Source organism: Rubellimicrobium sp. CFH 75288 (assembly GCF_009904055.1).
Lineage (GTDB): Bacteria > Pseudomonadota > Alphaproteobacteria > Rhodobacterales > Rhodobacteraceae > Rubellimicrobium.
On sequence record NZ_WYDP01000001.1, the window covers coordinates 248,790 to 266,353 of the forward strand.

General features: G+C 71.8%; 13 protein-coding genes. 5 read left to right on the plus strand and 8 right to left on the minus strand.

Annotation, left to right across the window (positions count from 1 at the left end; genetic code table 11):
• Positions 1 to 77: 77 nt before the first annotated feature.
• The 3 genes from GT358_RS01180 to ilvN all read left to right on the plus strand — a co-directional run bounded on the left by GT358_RS01180 (position 78) and on the right by ilvN (position 3,584).
• Positions 78 to 1,013, plus strand: coding sequence for a YihY/virulence factor BrkB family protein (locus GT358_RS01180; RefSeq protein WP_166580736.1), 936 nt, complete (start codon positions 78 to 80; stop codon positions 1,011 to 1,013).
• 235 nt (positions 1,014 to 1,248) lie between these two features.
• The gene (locus GT358_RS01185) at positions 1,249 to 3,021 is read left to right on the plus strand and encodes an acetolactate synthase 3 large subunit (protein ID WP_166580737.1); all 1,773 of its coding nucleotides are present in this window, start codon (positions 1,249 to 1,251) and stop codon (positions 3,019 to 3,021) included.
• Entirely contained in the window at positions 3,021 to 3,584 is a 564-nt protein-coding gene (gene ilvN / locus GT358_RS01190; RefSeq protein ID WP_371416187.1) for an acetolactate synthase small subunit, read from the plus strand. Before GT358_RS01185 ends, ilvN begins: the two co-directional genes overlap by 1 nt.
• 342 nt (positions 3,585 to 3,926) lie before the next feature.
• Here the strand turns inward: ilvN and GT358_RS01195 are convergent, their stop codons facing one another.
• From GT358_RS01195 to hutI, 8 genes are all read right to left on the minus strand, one after another.
• Positions 3,927 to 5,375, minus strand: a complete 1,449-nt coding sequence (locus GT358_RS01195) for a homospermidine synthase (RefSeq protein WP_166580738.1) — start codon at positions 5,373 to 5,375, stop codon at positions 3,927 to 3,929.
• 148 nt (positions 5,376 to 5,523) lie between these two features.
• Complete coding sequence (rpsD, locus tag GT358_RS01200) at positions 5,524 to 6,147, minus strand: 30S ribosomal protein S4 (protein ID WP_166580739.1); 624 nt, start codon at positions 6,145 to 6,147, stop codon at positions 5,524 to 5,526.
• Positions 6,148 to 6,302: 155 nt separating this feature from the next.
• A complete protein-coding gene (locus GT358_RS01205; RefSeq protein ID WP_166580740.1) occupies positions 6,303 to 7,325 on the minus strand; it encodes a Hint domain-containing protein in 1,023 nt (340 codons plus the stop codon).
• 123 nt (positions 7,326 to 7,448) lie between these two features.
• The gene (locus GT358_RS01210) at positions 7,449 to 8,384 is read right to left on the minus strand and encodes a lipid A-modifier LpxR family protein (protein WP_166580741.1); all 936 of its coding nucleotides are present in this window, start codon (positions 8,382 to 8,384) and stop codon (positions 7,449 to 7,451) included.
• 112 nt (positions 8,385 to 8,496) lie between these two features.
• Positions 8,497 to 10,938 (minus strand): Hint domain-containing protein, encoded by a 2,442-nt coding sequence (locus GT358_RS16840; RefSeq protein ID WP_166580742.1) that lies wholly within the window; start codon positions 10,936 to 10,938, stop codon positions 8,497 to 8,499.
• 91 nt (positions 10,939 to 11,029) lie between these two features.
• A complete protein-coding gene (gene hutU, locus GT358_RS01220) occupies positions 11,030 to 12,697 on the minus strand; it encodes a urocanate hydratase (protein WP_166580743.1) in 1,668 nt (555 codons plus the stop codon).
• The gene (gene hutH / locus GT358_RS01225) at positions 12,694 to 14,211 is read right to left on the minus strand and encodes a histidine ammonia-lyase (RefSeq protein ID WP_166580744.1); all 1,518 of its coding nucleotides are present in this window, start codon (positions 14,209 to 14,211) and stop codon (positions 12,694 to 12,696) included. Before hutH ends, hutU begins: the two co-directional genes overlap by 4 nt.
• A complete protein-coding gene (gene hutI, locus GT358_RS01230; RefSeq protein ID WP_166580745.1) occupies positions 14,205 to 15,416 on the minus strand; it encodes an imidazolonepropionase in 1,212 nt (403 codons plus the stop codon). Before hutI ends, hutH begins: the two co-directional genes overlap by 7 nt.
• Before the next feature lie 64 nt (positions 15,417 to 15,480).
• Between hutI and GT358_RS01235 the strand changes: the two genes are divergently transcribed.
• Complete coding sequence (locus tag GT358_RS01235; protein ID WP_166580746.1) at positions 15,481 to 16,860, plus strand: formimidoylglutamate deiminase; 1,380 nt, start codon at positions 15,481 to 15,483, stop codon at positions 16,858 to 16,860.
• Entirely contained in the window at positions 16,860 to 17,564 is a 705-nt protein-coding gene (locus GT358_RS01240; protein ID WP_166580747.1) for a GntR family transcriptional regulator, read from the plus strand. The genes GT358_RS01235 and GT358_RS01240 overlap by 1 nt, the downstream gene beginning before the upstream one ends.

Genomic DNA, 17,564 nt, shown 5'->3' on the forward strand with positions numbered 1-17,564 from the left:
CGTCCGCGTGACCGCTCGGGGAACGCCGACGGGAGATGCCGCGTTGGGGCGCCGCCAGCCTGAGCGAGGAACCGCCGATGACCGACGCCTCCGAACCCCGCCCCCTGGGCCAGCGCAAGCGTTCGGGCCGGGGATGGTGGAGCCTTGCGGTCAACGTCTACAAGGAGATGACGGAGGACCGCATCAGCCTGCTCGCGGCCGGCGTGGCCTTCTACGGGCTGGCGGCGATCTTTCCGACGGTGCTTCTGACCATGGCCATCGCGGGGCTGTTCGTGGACCCCGCCACGGTTCAGGCCCAGTTCCAGAACCTCGCCGAGGTCCTGCCGGACGAGGCGGCGGTCATCATCACCGACCAGGCGGTGGAGGTGGCCGGCGGAACCGAGACGGGGCTGGGTCTGGCCGCGATCCTCGGTCTGCTGATCGCCCTCTACTCGGCCTCGCGAGGGGTGGCCTCGCTGATGGAGGGGCTCAACGTGGCCTACGAGGTGCGCGAGACACGCGGCCTCGTGCGCTACTACGCGACCCTGTTCGCCCTGACGCTGGGCGTGATCCTGGGCTTCCTGCTCATCGTCGCGGTGCTGGCCGTGCTGCCGGTGGTCATCGCCGCCCTGCCGCTCGGCCCCTTCGGGGATGCCGCCCTGCGCTTCCTGCGCTGGCCGCTCGTGCTCGTGATCCTCGCGCTGGGCCTTGCGGTCCTCTACCGCTACGGGCCCGATCGCGGCGACGTGCCCTGGCACTGGATCAGCCCCGGCGCGGTCGTGGCCTGCATCCTGTGGCTGATCGGCACCTGGCTGTTCTCGCTCTATGTGGCGAACTTCACCGACTACAATGCCTCCTTCGGCGCGCTGGGCGGGGTCATCATCCTGCTCACCTGGCTGTGGCTGTCGGCCTACATCGTCCTCATGGGGGCCGAGCTCAACGACGAGATCGCCCGCCAGGACGTGGAGGAAAGCCCCCCCGATACTGCCCCCGTCGAGACCGCCAAGGCCGTCACGCCGGGCGCGCCCGAGTAACGATCTTGCGCCGAACCCGGCCGGGGAGACATTTTTCTCCGCCATCCCTGTTGACCGTCCCGCCTCGGGCAGGCATAACCCGCCCACCTGGCGGGAGCGGCGGCATGACCCTCGGAGCAGCCATCGTAGCGGAGCGGCGCATGGGCCGGTGACGGCAGACCGGTTGCGGTCCCCATGCGCCCCCGAGGAGACGATCCCGGGGGCCTTTTCGTGCCGGAGGCGGCGGAGGCGGAGAATGGACGGAACAACCGAGACCCGGACGCGCGAGATGACCGGCGCACGCATGGTGGTGCAGGCGCTGCGCGACCAGGGCGTGGACACCGTGTTCGGCTATCCGGGCGGCGCCGTCCTGCCGATCTATGACGAGCTGTTCCAGCAGGCCGACATCCGCCACATCCTCGTGCGGCACGAACAGGGCGCCGTTCACGCGGCCGAGGGCTATGCCCGGTCCTCGGGCAAGGTCGGCGTGGCCCTCGTCACCTCGGGACCCGGCGCGACCAATGCGGTCACCGGGCTGACCGACGCCCTGATGGATTCGATCCCGCTCGTCGTGCTGACGGGCCAGGTGCCGACCTTCATGATCGGCTCGGACGCCTTCCAGGAGGCCGACACGGTCGGCATCACCCGCCCCTGCACCAAGGCCAACTGGCTGGTCAAGGAGACCGACCGCCTCGCCCGGACGCTGCACGAGGCGTTCCACGTCGCCCGGTCGGGCCGGCCCGGCCCCGTCCTCGTGGACATCCCCAAGGACGTGCAGTTCGCCACCGCCGCCTACGAGAGCCCCGAGGAGCACCGCCCCCGCTACAATCCCCGCCGCCATCCCGACCCTGCCGCCGTCGAGGCGCTGGTCGATCTGATGGAGCGCGCCGAGCGGCCCGTCCTCTATACCGGCGGCGGCGTCATCAATGCGGGCCCCGAGGCGTCGCGCCTGCTGCGCGAGCTGGCCGATGCGACCGGCTTTCCCGTCACCTCCACGCTCATGGGCCTCGGGGCCTATCCGGCTTCGGGGCCGAACTGGCTAGGGATGCTGGGGATGCACGGCCTCTACGAGGCCAACATGGCGATGCACGGCTGCGACCTGCTGATCGCCGTCGGCGCCCGCTTCGACGACCGCATCACGGGCCGCATCGACGCCTTCTCGCCCCGTTCGCGCAAGGCGCATATCGACATCGACCCGTCCTCCATCAACAAGGTCGTCCGGGTCGATGTCCCCATCGTCGCCGACTGCGCCGAGGCGCTGCGCGCGATCCTCGGGGCCTGGACCGCCCGCGGCCGGCGCACGAACCGCGAGGGGCTGGCCCGCTGGCAGGCGCAGATCGCCGAATGGCGCGCGGTGGACTGCCTGCGCTACCGCCCTTCGGCCACCACGATCAAGCCGCAATACGCCCTCCAGCGGCTCGAGGCGCTGACCAAGGACCACGACCGCTACATCTGCACCGAGGTGGGCCAGCACCAGATGTGGGCCGCCCAGTTCATGGGCTTCGAGGCGCCGAACCGCTGGATGACCTCCGGCGGCCTCGGCACGATGGGCTACGGCTTTCCCGCCTCCATCGGCGTCCAGCTCGCCCATCCCGACGCGCTCGTCATCAACGTCGCGGGCGAGGCGTCCTGGCTCATGAACATGCAGGAGATGGGCACCGCCGTGCAGTACCGCCTGCCGGTCAAGCAGTTCATCCTCAACAACGAACGCCTTGGCATGGTCCGCCAGTGGCAGCAGCTTCTTCACGGCGAGCGCTATTCCCAGTCCTGGTCCGAGGCGCTGCCCGACTTCGTCAAGCTGGCCGAGGCCTTCGGCGCCAAGGGCATCCGCTGCGAGGACCCGGCCGACCTCGACGACGCCATCCGCGAGATGATCGCCCATCCCGGCCCCGTCATCTTCGACTGCCTCGTGGAGAAGCACGAGAACTGCTTCCCCATGATCCCCTCGGGCAAGCCCCACAACGAGATGCTGCTGGGCGAGGCGAGCACGGAGGGCGCGATCCAGGCCGGCGGCGCGGTGCTGGTCTGATGACGCTCAACATCGCCAAGGGCTCGAGCAGCCATTCCGCCTACAACCTCCGCTCGGGCTATGCCGAGACGGTGGAGCGCCACGTCCTCGCCGTGCTCGTGGACAACGAGCCCGGCGTGCTCGCCCGCGTCATCGGCCTGTTCTCGGGGCGCGGCTACAACATCGAATCGCTAACCGTGGCCGAGACCGACCATCAGGGCCATGTGAGCCGGATCACCCTCGTCACCTCCGGCACGCCCCAGATCATCGACCAGATCGAGGCGCAGCTCGGCCGGATCGTCCAGGTGCGCGAGGTGCACGACCTGACGATGGAGGGGCCGGCGGTCGAACGCGAACTCGCGCTGCTCAAGGTCGCGGGAACGGGCGAACACCGGGTGGAGGCGTTGCGGCTGGCCGACATCTTCCGCGCCAAGGTGGTGGATTCCACGCTCCAGAGCTTCGTGTTCGAGATCACCGGCACGCCCGAGAAGGTGGACGCCTTCGCCGACCTCATGCGGCCGCTCGGCCTGCAGGAACTTGCGCGCACCGGCGTGGCCGCCCTGTCCCGCGGCGCCGCCCGCTGACGCCGCAGCGCGGCGCAACACCACCGCGCGGTGGTGTAACGCTTCGTTAACCTCTCCGTGCCAAGGTGCCCCCACGCGCCCGATCCTTCCGTCCCGGCGGACCGGAGGGGCGGCGCGGACGACCGGGGCGGGACCTGCAACGATCAGGCGGCCGCCCGTGCTCTTTGCAGGGGTGGGGCGCCACGGACGCGCCCGAGGTTCCGCCGCATCCCACCGGGCCGCTTGGCTGCGCAGGTGCTCGTTCACGGCGCGGAGGCGGACATCCCCGGCCGCCGCGCGTCGCAACGCGCCCGCCCCCCGCACGCCGGGGGTGGCTCTCCCGGACCCGCCCCCGCGCGCCCCTCAGGTGGCCAGAACGTTGCGGAACGCCCAGGGCACCGATTCGTCGATGTCCTCGGGAAAATGCTCCCAGCGGTCCCTCAGCGGGGTCCAGTCCGTGTAATGCGCCTCCACCGGGCCCAGATAGGGCCTCTGGATCTCCAGGCAGCGGGCATGGTCCATCTCGTCGGTCTCGACGATCCCGGCCTCCGGGTTCTCGAGCGCCCAGACCATCCCCGCGATCACCGCCGAGGAGACCTGCAACCCGGTCGCGTTCTGCCAGGGCGCGAGCTGCCTTGCCTCCTCGTTGGACAGGCGCGATCCGTACCACAGCGCGTTGCGCTCGTGCCCGTAGAGCAGCACGCCCAGCTCGTCGATGCCTTCGGTGATGTCGTCCGGGCCCAGGATCTCGTGGCGGGTCTGCTGGCGGCCCGATCCGAACATCTCGTGCAGCGACAGCACCGCCTCGTCGCAGGGGTGATAGGCGTAATGGCAGGTGGGGCGGTATTCGGGCGAGTCCCCCTCCCCGATCGTATAATAGTCGCTGATCGAGATGGCCTCGTTATGGGTGACCAGGAACCCGAATTGCGGCCCCGGCGTCGGGCACCAGGAATGGACGCGCGTGATCGCGCCCGGCCGCTCCAGCCAGATCGCCGCCTTGCAGCCGTGCCCGTGCCTGTGGCCGTTCTCGGGGAACCACGGCTCGAACGTGCCCCAACCCAGCTCGGCCGGCTGGAAGCCCTCGGCGATGAAGCCCTCCACCGACCAGGTGTTGACGAAGGTGCCTCGCGGCCGGGGCCGCGGCCGGGCCTGCGTGTCGCGCTCGGCGATGTGCAGCCCCTGCACGCCCAGGTCCCGCATCAGCCGCGCCCAGCCCTCGCGCGTGGCAGGCGCCTCGACCTCGCGCCCCGTGTCGCGCGCCAGTGTCAGCAGCGCCTCCTTGACGAACCACGACACCATGCCGGGATTGGCGCCGCAGCAGGACACGGCCGTGGGCCCGCCGGGGTTGCGCCGCTTCTCCTCGCGCACCGCCTCGCGCAGGGCATAGTTGGTCCGGGCCGCATTGTCCTGCGTCTCGAAGTAGAAGCCCGCCCAGGGCTCCACCACCGTGTCGATGTAGAGAACCCCGATCTCGCGGCAGAACCGCATCAGGTCGAGCGAGGAGGTGTCCACCGACAGGTTCACGCAGAACCCGCCCCCGTCTCCGAACAGCTCGCCCAGCACCTCGCGGTAATTGTCGCGCGTGATGGCCAGGTGGCGATGGTTGATCCGGTGCTGACGCAGGAAGTTCACGATGTCCGGGTCCGGGTCGATCACCGTCAGCCGCGACGCGTCGTACTCGAAATGCCGCTCGATCAGGGGATAGGTTCCCATCCCGATCGAGCCGAAGCCGATCAGCACAATCGAGCCGTCGATGCGGGCATGCACGGGGTGGCTGGGCGCGGAGCGGCCGCGCGGGGCGGTCTGGACCATGCTGTTCCTTCCTGTGGCCTGAGGCGGCAGAGACGGCCTCCGCCGCAGAGTCTGGCGGGGCGGGGCGGATCTTCAAGCCGCCCCCCGAAACGACAGGGGGGCCGCACGGCCGGCGCCGCGCGACCCCCCGGCATCGGATGGTGTGGCGTCAGCCGTTCTTGGCGTAGAACTCGACGACCAGGTTCGGCTCCATGATGACCGGATAGGGCACATCGCCGAGCTTGGGCGTGCGCACGAAGGTTGCGGTCATCTTCTGGTGATCGACCTCGAGGTAGTCGGGCACGTCCCGCTCGGCGAGGCTGACGGCCTCGAGCACCATGCCCAGCTGCTTGGACTTGGGCCGCACCTCGATCACGTCGCCTTCCTTGACGCGGTAGGAGGGGATGTTGACCGACTTGCCGTTGACCAGGACATGGGCGTGGTTGACGAACTGCCGGGCGGCCCAGATGGTGGGGACGAACTTGGCGCGGAACACCACCGCGTCCAGCCGCCGCTCCAGCAGGCCGATCAGGTTCTCGCCCGTGTCGCCCTTGACCCGCGCGGCCTCGGCGTAGATGCGCTTGAACTGCTTCTCGGTCAGGTCGCCGTAATAGCCCTTGAGCTTCTGCTTGGCGCGCAGCTGGGTGCCGAAGTCCGACAGCTTGTTCTTGCGGCGCTGGCCGTGCTGGCCGGGGCCGTATTCGCGGCGGTTGACGGGGGACTTGGGACGCCCGAAGACGTTCTCGCCCATCCGGCGGTCGAGCTTGTACTTGGCAGCCGTGCGTTTGGTCACGCGCTGATCTCCTTCGCTGGGGGCCGCGGGGCGCGCGGCCGGGTGGAAGGGCGTTGTCCTCTCCCCCTGTCCGGGGGCGACAGGGATCCCCTCGCGGGGCCCGCCAACACCAGGGTCGCGCTCCTATCCCCGGGGCGGGCCGAGGTCAACCCCGCTCAGGCAGCGCGCAGGATCGCCGCCTCGCGTGGATCGAGAAGACGCCGGGCGAAGGGTCCGTAGGCGCGCGGGTCCGATCCTGTCGGCAGCCGGCGCAGGAGGCGCTCGCGGTCCTCGGGCCCGAGCGAAGCCAGAGCCGCCGAGGCGGGATGGAAGCTCTCCGTTTCCACGCCGTTGGCCAGCACGATCCCGTGCTGCGGCAGGAGAAGGTGGATATAGGTGACGTCCCGCACCTGCTCCGTGCGGACCTGCCGGCCGTCGAGCAGATCGCACGCCCGGACCAGGATCTCCTCCGCGCCGAACAGGTCGCGCGCGCGCGGTCCCCTCAGGACCAGCCGGTGGTCCGGCGAGACGAGAAGCCCCGCATCCGGCACGCCGCGGTCGAGCGCTCCCTCCCGCAGACGGATCGGCGCGAGACGAGGCATCACCTGCATCCGCGCGCCCGTCACGCGGCGCCGCCCGATCCACAGGATCTCGGCCGGGCCGTCGTCCACCGTCTGCACCCGGTCCCCCTCGCGCAGCGATTCGACCGGCCGCGGACCGTCGGGCGTCAGAAGGCAGGTGCCGGGAGTGAAGCAGATCACGCCGCCCTCCGGGTCCTCGCGGCCGACCGGCAGGGGTCCGTGCGAGACGATCCAGCACTCGGTGTCGCGCGGAGGCAGGCTCCCCTGCACCACGACAAGGGGCTGCCGCCGCCCGCCGAGGGGCAGGACGGCGAGGGTCCAGCACCGGTGCCCGTCCGTCAGCCGGATCTCCCCCGGCCGGTCGGGCTCGCCCGCTTCGCCCGCGGCCGGTGCGACACCGGTCGCGGCCGGAAGCCGCCGCGCCAGGGGCACCGCATGCCCGCGCAGATCCTCCGTCCCGCCCAGATCGAGGGCGCCCCGCGACCCAGCCAGCCGCACCGCCTCGCCTGTCCATGTCCAGGTTGCGCCGCGCCGGATCGCGGACAGGGCAGCGCCCCGTTCCCCGTCCAGCTCGACCTGCGACCAGGAGAGGACAAACGTGCCAAAGCCCGTGTCCATGCCCGTCCTGCCGTGTTCCGTCCTGCCTGCTTCCCGCGTCTGCCGCGCAGGATTTGCAGCCGTGTTGTGGACTTGGGCGGCGAATCGCTCAAGCGCGATCAGCTTCGGACGACAAGATTCCGGTCAGAAGTTGAAATTCAGCTTCAGTTGCCCCGTGAGCTGGCCCGCTCCCTGTCCGACGACCTCGGGCGAGAGCCAGGACAGGCCGTAGAAGAACGACGTGTCCGGCGCGACCTGCCAGTGGACCCCGGCCCGGGCGCGCCAGCGTTCCGGCTCCGCAAGGATGCCGCGCGACTCGGGCAGCCAGATCGACCCTCCGACCGAAGCCCAGTCCGCCCCGAAGGTCAGCGCCGCGCCCCGGCCGGGGCCCTCGATCCCGCGGTAGAGCTGGCCGGACGGAATGTCCCGCAGCCACAGAGAGCCGTCCACCGCGCCGCCGACGATCACATCGGCGCCCAGGCGCGCCAGATCCTCGACACCCGCCTGTGCCTCGGCGAAGGGCCGCAGGGTGACCGAGGAGGCGATGCGGACGGGCTGGGCATAGGCCACGGAGACATGGGGGTGGACCCCGTCCCCGATCTGGCTGCGCAGCACCGAGTCGTCGATGCGCGGCAGATCGAACCGCTCGTGCAGGTTGGCCATCAGGCGGCCGAGGCCCGTCTGGGGGCCGGTCGTCACCAGATCCGCCCCGGCTGCCACTTCGCCCGGGCCGAGGGACCAGTGCGAATGGAGCCCGAACGCGAAGGAGGCGGCATAGGGCCTGTCGTCGGCGCGCGGGCCCGAGAGGGAGCGGGGCGCGATGATCTCCGAGCGGAACCGCCATTCGAGGAGCGGCCCCTCTCCCCAGCCCGGCGGCGATCCGTCCCAGCCGTCGCCCCGCATCACGGAGACGGCATAGGAGCCGGTGCGCCAGCGGTCGCCGCCGTCGCCGAAGAAGTCGTTCGAGAAGAGCCGTCCGATCCCCAGCGTGGTGCGGTCCGCCCAGGTCTGGGCCGGGGCCGGGGCGGCAAGGGTGACGGTCGCCAGAAAGACGCAGAGCCAGAGCCACATGATGCGCATTGTTCCCCATGGGCCCCCGCCCGCCCCTGCTTAGACGCGAAGGTCCGCACCCACCAAGGGCGCCTCGCTCGGCAAGGGTCCGCCTATGGCGGCCGGGCCACAAGGCGCGCGGTCAGGCCACCAGAAGCCGCGCCTCGTGCGACCGGAGCGTGGGCCGGGCGCTGCCATAGCCGCGCAGCCCTTCGACCGTGGCGAGGGCCGGAAAGAGCCGGACGATCTCGTCCCGCACGGCCTGTGCAGCCGGGCCGAGCGTGCGCTCGCCGGGCTGGAAGCTCTCCGACCACAGGCCGTCGGTCAGCACGATGTGGTGCCGCTCGAACAGGAGATGGACATACTCGACCGGACCGGCGGGGCCTTCCGCGATGCCGGGACGGCCGAGGAGATGCGCCGCCCGTACCAGAACCTCGGACTCGCCGAACAGGAGGGCGGCGCGCGGCCCGCGGATCAGGACCCGGTGCTGGCGCGAGACGAGCAGATCGCGCGCGGGCACGCCCGGCCCCAGCGCCCCGGCGCGGATCAGCACGGGGCGCAGGCGCGGATCGGCCGTCATTCGCGCGGCGCCGATCGCAGCGCGTCCGGTCCAGGCCAGCTCCTGATAGCCGTCGTCGCGCGTCAGGACGCGGTCTCCCGCCCGCAGGGTCTCGACCGGCACCGGCCCGCGTTCGGTGACAACACGGGCGCCGGGCGTGAAGCAGGGCACGACCTGCTCGATGTTGGCGAAGGTCAACGTCCCTGTCACGCGGCCCTCGGCATCGAGGAACTCGACGATGCCTATCTCGGGGTTGGCAGGATCGTGGCGCACCCGCAGGGGTCCCCGGCCGCGCAGGTCCAGCACGTCCCAGTCGCCGTCGTTCTCCGAGCCGTCCACGACCGCCCCGGCGCCGGCATAGATGATGTCGTTGCCCGCCCCGCCGATCAGCGTGTCGCGCCCGGTCCCCCCATGGAGGATGTCGTTGCCCGCGCCGCCCTCGAGCCGGTTGTCCCCCGCCTCGGCGTGCAGCACGTCGTCGCCCGCTCCGCCCCAGAGAGTATCGTTGCCCGTCCCGCCCCAGAGCGTGTCGTTGCCGTCCCCGCCGAAGGCCCGATCGTCTCCCGTTCCTCCGAAGACGGTATCGTTGCCGGCGCCGCCATAGAGCAGGTCGCTGCCCGCATCGCCGGCCAGCGTGTCGTTGCCGGCCTCGCCCCAGAGGGTGTCGTTGCCTCCGCCGCCGGACAGGCTGTCGTTGCCGTCCCCGCCGAAGGCCCGATCGTCTCCCGTTCCTCCGAAGACGGTATCGTTGCCGGCGCCGCCATAGAGCAGGTCGTCGCCCGCATCGCCGGAGAGCAGGTCGTCGCCGCCCCCGCCCAGGACCGTGTCGTTGTCGTCGCCGCCATACAGCGTGTCGGCTCCGCCGGCGCCGTCCAGATAGTCGTTCCCGGCCCCGCCCCAGAACACGTTGGTGTACACGTCCCCGACCAGGCCCTGATGGTCGAAGCCGATGATCGTGTCGGCAAAGGCGCTGCCGATGACCCCGTCAACGCCGCTGAACGTGTCGCCCTGGGCATGGCCGCCCGAGGCATGGCCCGTGGCCAGGTTGACGTGAATCCCGGCATTGGACGCCGAATAGTCCACGATGTCGAGGCCGGCGCCACCGTCGATGCGATCGGCCCCCGCCCCCCCGACCAGGATGTCGTCCCCGTTGCCGCCGAACAGCGTGTCGTTGCCGTCCCCGCCCTCGATCAGGTCGTGGCCGTCCCCCCCGTAGAGGGTGTCGTTGCCCGTTCCGCCCCGCAGCGTGTCGTCGCCTCCGCCGCCGAACAGCGTGTCGTTGCCGGCGCCGCCTTCGAGGATGTTGATCCCGCCATCTCCCGTCAGGGTGTCGGCAAAGGCCGAGCCGCGCAGGTTCTCGATCGACACGAGGACATCGCCGGCCGCGTCCCCTCCCGAGGCGCTGCCCGAGCCGAGGTTGACGCTGACGCCGGCCCCCGAACTGCCGTAATCCACCCAGTCGCTGCCGGCCCCGCCGTCGAGACGGTCCGCCCCCGCGCCGCCGTCGAGCGTGTCGTCGCCATCCTCGCCGAAGAGCGTGTCGTTGCCCGCGCCGCCGATCAGGTGATCGGCTCCCGTGCCGCCGAAGAGCGTGTCGTTGCCCGCCCCGCCGTCGAGCGTGTCGTCTCCGCCATTGCCCCAGAGCGTGTTGGCGGCCGAGTCCCCCGTCAGGCGATCGCCATGGGCCGAGCCCCAGATGTTGGTGATCTGGGTGAGCCGGTCCCCCTCGGCATCGCCGCCCGACCCCGTTCCCGTGGCGAGGTTCACCGTCACGCCGGCGGACGAGAACTCGTAGGCGGCGGTGTCGATGCCGCCGCCGCCGACCAGCGAGTCGGCCCCCGTGCCGCCTTCCAGGACGTCGTCGCCATCCCCGCCGAACAGGGTGTCGTCGCCCGATCCGCCGAGAAGCGTGTCCCTCCCTCGGCCGCCATAGAGCCGGTCGTTGCCGGCATTGCCGAAGATGGTGTCGTCGCCATTGGTGCCGACGAGCGAATCGTTGCCGCTGCCGCCGTAAAGGACTGCCATTGCCTGTATTCCGCCCGGCTTGTGCCGGAATCCTGCCTCGGGCGGGATGTGACGCCGAATTGTGGCGGAGTTGCGGCGGCGCCTGCCGTCCCTACAGGATCGCCGGCAGGCGCAGGCCGTGCTGCCGCGCCGCCTCCAGCGCGTCCTCGTAGCCCGCATCGGCGTGCCGCATCACCCCGGTCGCCGGGTCGTTCCACAGCACCCGCTCCAGCCGCCGCGCCGCCTCGGGGGTGCCGTCGGCCACGATCACCACGCCCGCATGCTGGGAATAGCCCATGCCCACGCCGCCTCCGTGATGGACCGAGACCCAGGTCGCCCCCGACGCCGTGTTGAGCAGCGCATTGAGCAGCGGCCAGTCCGCCACCGCGTCCGACCCGTCGCGCATGGCCTCGGTCTCGCGGTTGGGAGAGGCGACGGACCCCGAATCGAGGTGGTCGCGCCCGATCACCACCGGCGCGGACAGCTCGCCCGAGGCGACCATCTCGTTGAACATCAGCCCCGCCCGGTGCCGCTCGCCCAGACCGATCCAGCAGATGCGCGCGGGCAGGCCCTGGAACGCGATCCGCTCGCCCGCCATGTCGAGCCAGCGGTGCAGGCGGACATTGTCGGGAAAGAGCCGCTTCATCGCCGCGTCCGTGCGGCGGATGTCCTCGGGGTCGCCCGACAGCGCGGCCCAGCGGAACGGCCCGATCCCGCGGCAGAACAGCGGCCGCACATAGGCCGGCACGAAACCCGGAAAGGCGAAGGCCCTCTCGAACCCCTCGTCCAGCGCCACCTGCCGGATGTTGTTGCCGTAATCGAGGACCGGCACACCGCGGTCGTGAAAGCCCACCATCGCCTCCACATGCGCCCGCATCGAGGCGCGGGCGGCGCGCTCGACCCCTGCGGGGTCGGTCTCCTGCCGGGCGCGCCACTCGGCCACGGTCCAGCCCGCGGGGCAGTAGCCATGGACCGGATCGTGGGCCGAGGTCTGGTCGGTCACGATGTCGGGCCGCACGCCGCGGCGCAGGAGTTCGGGCAGCACCTCGGCCGCGTTGCCCACAAGGCCCACGGACCTTGCCTCCCGCGCGGCGGTCCAGCGCCGGATCATCTCCAGCGCCTCGTCGAGGCTTCGCGTCCTGGCGTCGAGGTAGCGGGTGCGCAGGCGGAAATCGATGCGGCTCTCGTCCACCTCGACGGCGAGGCACGAGGCACCGGCCATCACTGCGGCCAGCGGCTGCGCGCCCCCCATCCCGCCCAGGCCCCCGGTCAGGACCCAGCGCCCGGACAGGTCGCCCCCGTAATGCTGCCGCCCGGCCTCGGCAAAGGTCTCGAAGGTGCCCTGCACGATCCCTTGCGTGCCGATATAGATCCACGAGCCGGCCGTCATCTGGCCGTACATCATCAGTCCCTTGCGGTCGAGTTCGGCAAAGTGCTCCCAGGTCGCCCAGCGCGCCACGAGGTTCGAGTTCGCGATCAGCACCCGCGGCGCGTCGGGGTGGGTGCGAAAGACGCCCACCGGCTTGCCCGACTGGACCAGCAGCGTCTCGTCGTCCCCGAGGTCGCGCAAGGTGGCCACGATGCGGTCGAACGCCTCCCACGACCGCGCCGCGCGCCCGATCCCGCCATAGACGACCAGCTCCTCGGGGTTCTCGGCCACGTCGGGATGCAGGTTGTTCATCAGCATCCGGAGCGCCGCCTCGGTCCCCCAGGACCGGCAGGTCCGCTCGGGTCCCGTGGGGGGCCGCACCTCGCGGGCATTGCGGCGGTCAAAGGTCATGCGAGGTCTCCCGTACTGGTCAGGCCGGCGGCCCGGATGAGCGATCCGTCCCGGATCAGGGCGGCGGCGGCCTCCAGGTCGGGCGCCACCGGGCGGTCCGGGCCCAGCGGCGGGACGGCCTCGCGCAGGCGGGCCACGACCGCCTCCAGCCGGGCCGAGGTTCGCAGCGGCGCGCGGAACCCGATGCCCTGCGCGGCGCACAGCGCCTCCACGCCGAGGATCACCGACAGGTTGCGCACCATGCGCCCCAGCCGCACCGCCCCGTGCGCGGCCATGCTCACATGGTCCTCCTGGTTGGCCGAGGTCGGCGTGGAATCGGTCGAGCAGGGATGCGCGAGGTGCTTGTTCTCGCTCATCAGCGCGGCGGTCGTCACCTCGGCGATCATGAAGCCCGAGTTCAGCCCCGGCTCCGGCGTCAGAAAGGGCGGCAGGTCGAAGCTCAGCGTCGGGTCCACCATCAGCGCGACGCGCCGCTGCGCGATCGCCCCGATCTCGGCCAGCGCCAGCGCGATCAGGTCGGCGGCAAAGGCCACGGGCTCGGCGTGGAAGTTGCCGCCCGAGACGATCCCCTCCTCGAGCACGAGGGGGTTGTCGGTGACCGCGTTGGCCTCGATCTCCAGCGTGCGGCCGGCATGGGCCAGAAGGTCGAGCGCCGCGCCCGTCACCTGCGGCTGGCAGCGGATGCAATAGGGGTCCTGCACGCGCCGGTCGCCCTCGCGGTGGCTGTCGCGGATGGCCGATCCGGCGAGGAGCCCGCGCAGGATCGCGGCCACGCGGATCTGGCCCGGATGGCCGCGCAGCGCGTGGATCTCCTCCGCAAAGGGCGCGTCCGAGCCCATGATCGCATCCGTCGAGAGCGCCGCCGTCACGGCCGAGGCCAGCGCGAGCCGCTCGCCCTCCCACAGCGCGGCCAGCGCGCAGGCGGTCGAGAACTGGGTCCCGTTGATGAGCGCGAGCCCCTCCTTGGGCCCCAGCCGCACAGGCGAGAGGCCCGCGCGCCGCAGCGCCTCGGCCCCTGTCAGGCCGTCCAGCGTCTCGCCCTCGCCGATCATCACCGCCGTCATGTGCGCAAGCGGCGCGAGGTCGCCCGAGGCCCCGACCGACCCCTGCAGCGGCACGCGCGGGATCACGTCCCGCTCCAGCATCGCCTCGAGTAGCGCCACCGTCCCGGGCCTGACGCCCGAGGCGCCCCGGCCCAGCGACAGGAGCTTGAGCGCCATCATCAGCCGGACGGTGGCCCGGTCCATCGGCTCGCCCACGCCCGCGCAGTGGGAGAGGATCAGGTTGCGCTGAAGCGTCTCGGTGTCCTCGGCCGCGATCCGCACGGAGGCGAGCTTGCCGAAGCCGGTGTTGACCCCATAGACCGCCGCCGCGCCGCGCGCCGCCTCCTCGACCCGGCGGGCCGAGGTGGCGATCAGGGGCGCCGCAGAGGGGTCGAGTCGGGCCGGCAGCCCCTCGCGCCAGAGCCGCTCGAGGTCGGGCAGCGCGGCTTCGCCCGGGCGCAGGATCAGCACGGCACGCCCCCCACGATCCGCCCGTGCAGGAGGGGCTGGCCCATCCGGTAGGGCAGCTCGGCCGGCTCCTCGGCGTCCCAGATCGCAAGGTCGGCCCGCAGGCCCGGCGCCACCGCTCCGCGATCCGACAGGCCCAGCGCCCGCGCCGCGTGACAGGTCGCGCCCGCCAGCGCCTCCTCGGCCGACAGGCCCCAGAGCGTGCAGGCCATCGTCATGGCCAGCCGCAGCGAGGCCAGCGGCGAGGAGCCGGGGTTGCAGTCGGTCGCCACCGCCATCGGCACGCCGCGGGCGCGGAACGCCTCGACCGGCGGGGCCTTGGTCTCGCGCAGCGTGAAGGCCGCGCCGGGCAGGAGGACCGCCACCGTGCCCGCCCGCGCCATCGCCTCGGCATCCTCCTCGGTGGCATGTTCCAGATGGTCCGCAGACAGCGCCCCGTGCGCCGCCGCCAGCCGCGCCCCCCCGGTATGCGACAGCTGCTCGGCATGGAGCTTGACCGGCAGTCCCAGCGCCCGCGCCTCGGCGAACAGGCGGGCGATCTCGGCCGGGCCGAAGGCGATCCCTTCGCAGAAGCCGTCCACCGCGTCGGCCAGCCCCTCGGCATGGGCCGCGCGCAGGGCGGGAACGGCGATCTCGGCGATGTAGTCCATGGGGCGATGAGCATGGGTGGGCGGCACGGCATGGGCGCCGAGAAAGGTCGTCCGCACCGTCACGGTCCGTTCCCTTTCCAGCCGCCGCGCCGCGCGCAGCATGCGCAGCTCCGTCTCGCGATCGAGCCCGTAGCCCGACTTCACCTCCACCGTCGCCACCCCGTCGGCCAGCAGCGCATCGAGCCGGCGCAGAGCAGAGGCCACAAGCGCGTCTTCGTCGGCGGCCCGGGTGGCGGCGACGGTGGACAGGATGCCGCCACCCCGCCGGGCGATGGCAGCGTAATCGTCGCCGCGCAGCCGCGCCTCCCACTCGGCCGCGCGATGGCCGCCGTGGACCAGATGCGTGTGACAGTCGATCAGGGCCGGTGTGACCAGTCGTCCGTGAACGGGCCGGCGCTCGAGGTGCGCGAAGGCCTCCGGCAGGTCTTCCTGCCGACCGCTCCAGCCGATCCTGCCGTCCGCCACCACCACCGCCGCATCGGGGAGAAGGGGCTCCGCCTCCGGTACCATGGCGGCCAGACGGCATCCGACGATGACGAACGACTGCTCCACGTCCATCCGGGGTCCTCGCATTCTGCGTTATGTCTATACATATCGAGCAGGGTTGTCTATGCTGCCCTGCATGGATGCTTCGCCCTCCTTCACCCTTCGCGCCCGGACAGCCCTTCTGCCATCGGGATGGGCCAACGACGTCGTCCTGCAGGTGGAGCGGGGACGGATCGTGGACGTCCGGCCTGCAGACGACCGGGCAGAGAGGGGCCGCGCCGTCGGCATCCTCCTGCCTGCGCCTGCCAACCTGCACTCCCACAGCTTCCAGAGGGCCATGGCCGGCCTGTCCGAACGCCGCAGCCCCGGGGCCGTGGACAGCTTCTGGAGCTGGCGGGATCTCATGTTCCGCTTCCTCGACCGGCTGGGACCCGAGGAGGTGGAGGCGATCGCCGCGCTTGCCTTCATGGAGATGCTGGAAGCGGGCTGGGCCTGCGTGGCCGAGTTCCACTATCTCCACCATGCTCCGGGCGGCACACCCTACGACGATCCGGCGGAGATGATGAGCCGGATCGCGGCCGCGGCCGAGAGGACGGGAATCGGGCTCACGCTGCTGCCGGTCCACTACCGGTTCGGAGGCCTCGACCGCCGCGGTCTCGGGCCGGGCCAGATCCGCTTCGGCACCGACTCCGAAGGCTTCGCACGGCTCGTCTCCGCCGCGCAGGCGGTGGTCCGCGACCTGCCCGAGGATTCCGTTCTGGGCGTCGCGCCGCACTCGCTCCGGGCCGTATCGGCGGAGGGGCTGAAGGACCTTCTGAGCCTGGGGATCGCGCCCGTCCACATGCACCTGGCCGAGACCGTGGGCGAGGTGGAGGAGGTGGTGGCGGCCACGGGCGCACGGCCGATCGGGTGGCTTCTCGAGCAGGCCCCGGTCGGACCGGACTGGTGCCTGGTCCACTGCACGCAAGCCCTGCCGGAGGAGACGCTTGCCCTGGCCGCAACGGGTGCCGTGATCGGGCTGTGTCCTCTCACGGAGGCCAATCTGGGCGATGGGATCTTCGACGCGGTCCGCCTTGCCGCCGCGGACGGACGGTTCGGCCTGGGATCGGATTCGTGCATCCGCATCTCGCTGGCCGAGGAGATGCGGATGCTGGAGACGTCCCAGCGCCTGCGGGACCGAAGCCGTGCCGCGCTGGCCACCGCCAGCCGGTCCACGGGCCGGCGCCTGTGGGAGGAGGCCGCGCGCGGCGGCGCGCAGGCGGCTGGCCGGCATTCGGGAGCACTTGCGCCGGGGCTCTGGGCCGACCTCGTGGTCCTGGACGACGAACACCCGGATCTGGCGGGTCTCGAGGGCGACACGATCCTGGACAGCTTCGCCATGGCCGGGGGGTGCGGCATGGTCGCGGACCTGTGGTCGGCAGGCCGCCATGTCGTGACGGGCGGGCGCCATGTGCGGCGGGAGGCGATCCTGCGGACCTATCGCGCGGTCGCGGGCAGAATGCGGGCAGCGCTCTGATGAGGGAGGCGCTCCGCTCTCTGGGCTGGCGGGACGTGGCCGAGATCGCGCGCGCGCGCATCCTCGCGCGCGACTGGGCGGCCGGCGGGGCGATCCCGACCGAGGCGGCTCTCGCGCGCGAGTTCGGCGTGTCGCGGGCGACAGTCAACCGGGCGCTGCGCGCGCTGGCCGAGGAAGGGTTGATCGACCGGCGCCGGCGCGCCGGCAGCCGCGTGACCGCCCGTCCGACGCGCCGCGCGACCTTTGCCCTGCCGCTCGTGCGGGACGAGGTATCGGCCTCCGGCGCGGTCTATGGCTACCGACTGCTCGACCGCGAGCTGTGCCCTCCGCCGGCCGAGGTAGCCTTGCGGCTGGGGCTCAGGGCTGTGCCGCTCGTGCTGCGGCTGGAGGCGCTGCACCTGGCCGACGGACGACCCTGGGCGCACGAGGACCGCTGGATCAACCCCGCCGCCGCGCCGGGAGTGGAGGATGTGGACTTCGCCGCCGTCAGCGCCAACGAATGGCTGGTGACCCATGTTCCCTTCACCACCGCCGAGGTGACCCTGTCGGCCGAGGCCGCGGAGGGCCGGACGGCCGATGCGCTGGGCTGCGAACCGGGCGCCGCCATCCTTGTCCTCGACCGCGTCACGCGGCTCGGCGCGACGGGGGTGACGGCCGTGCGTCTCGGCCATGCGCCCGGCTATCGGCTCGTCAGCCGGCCGTGA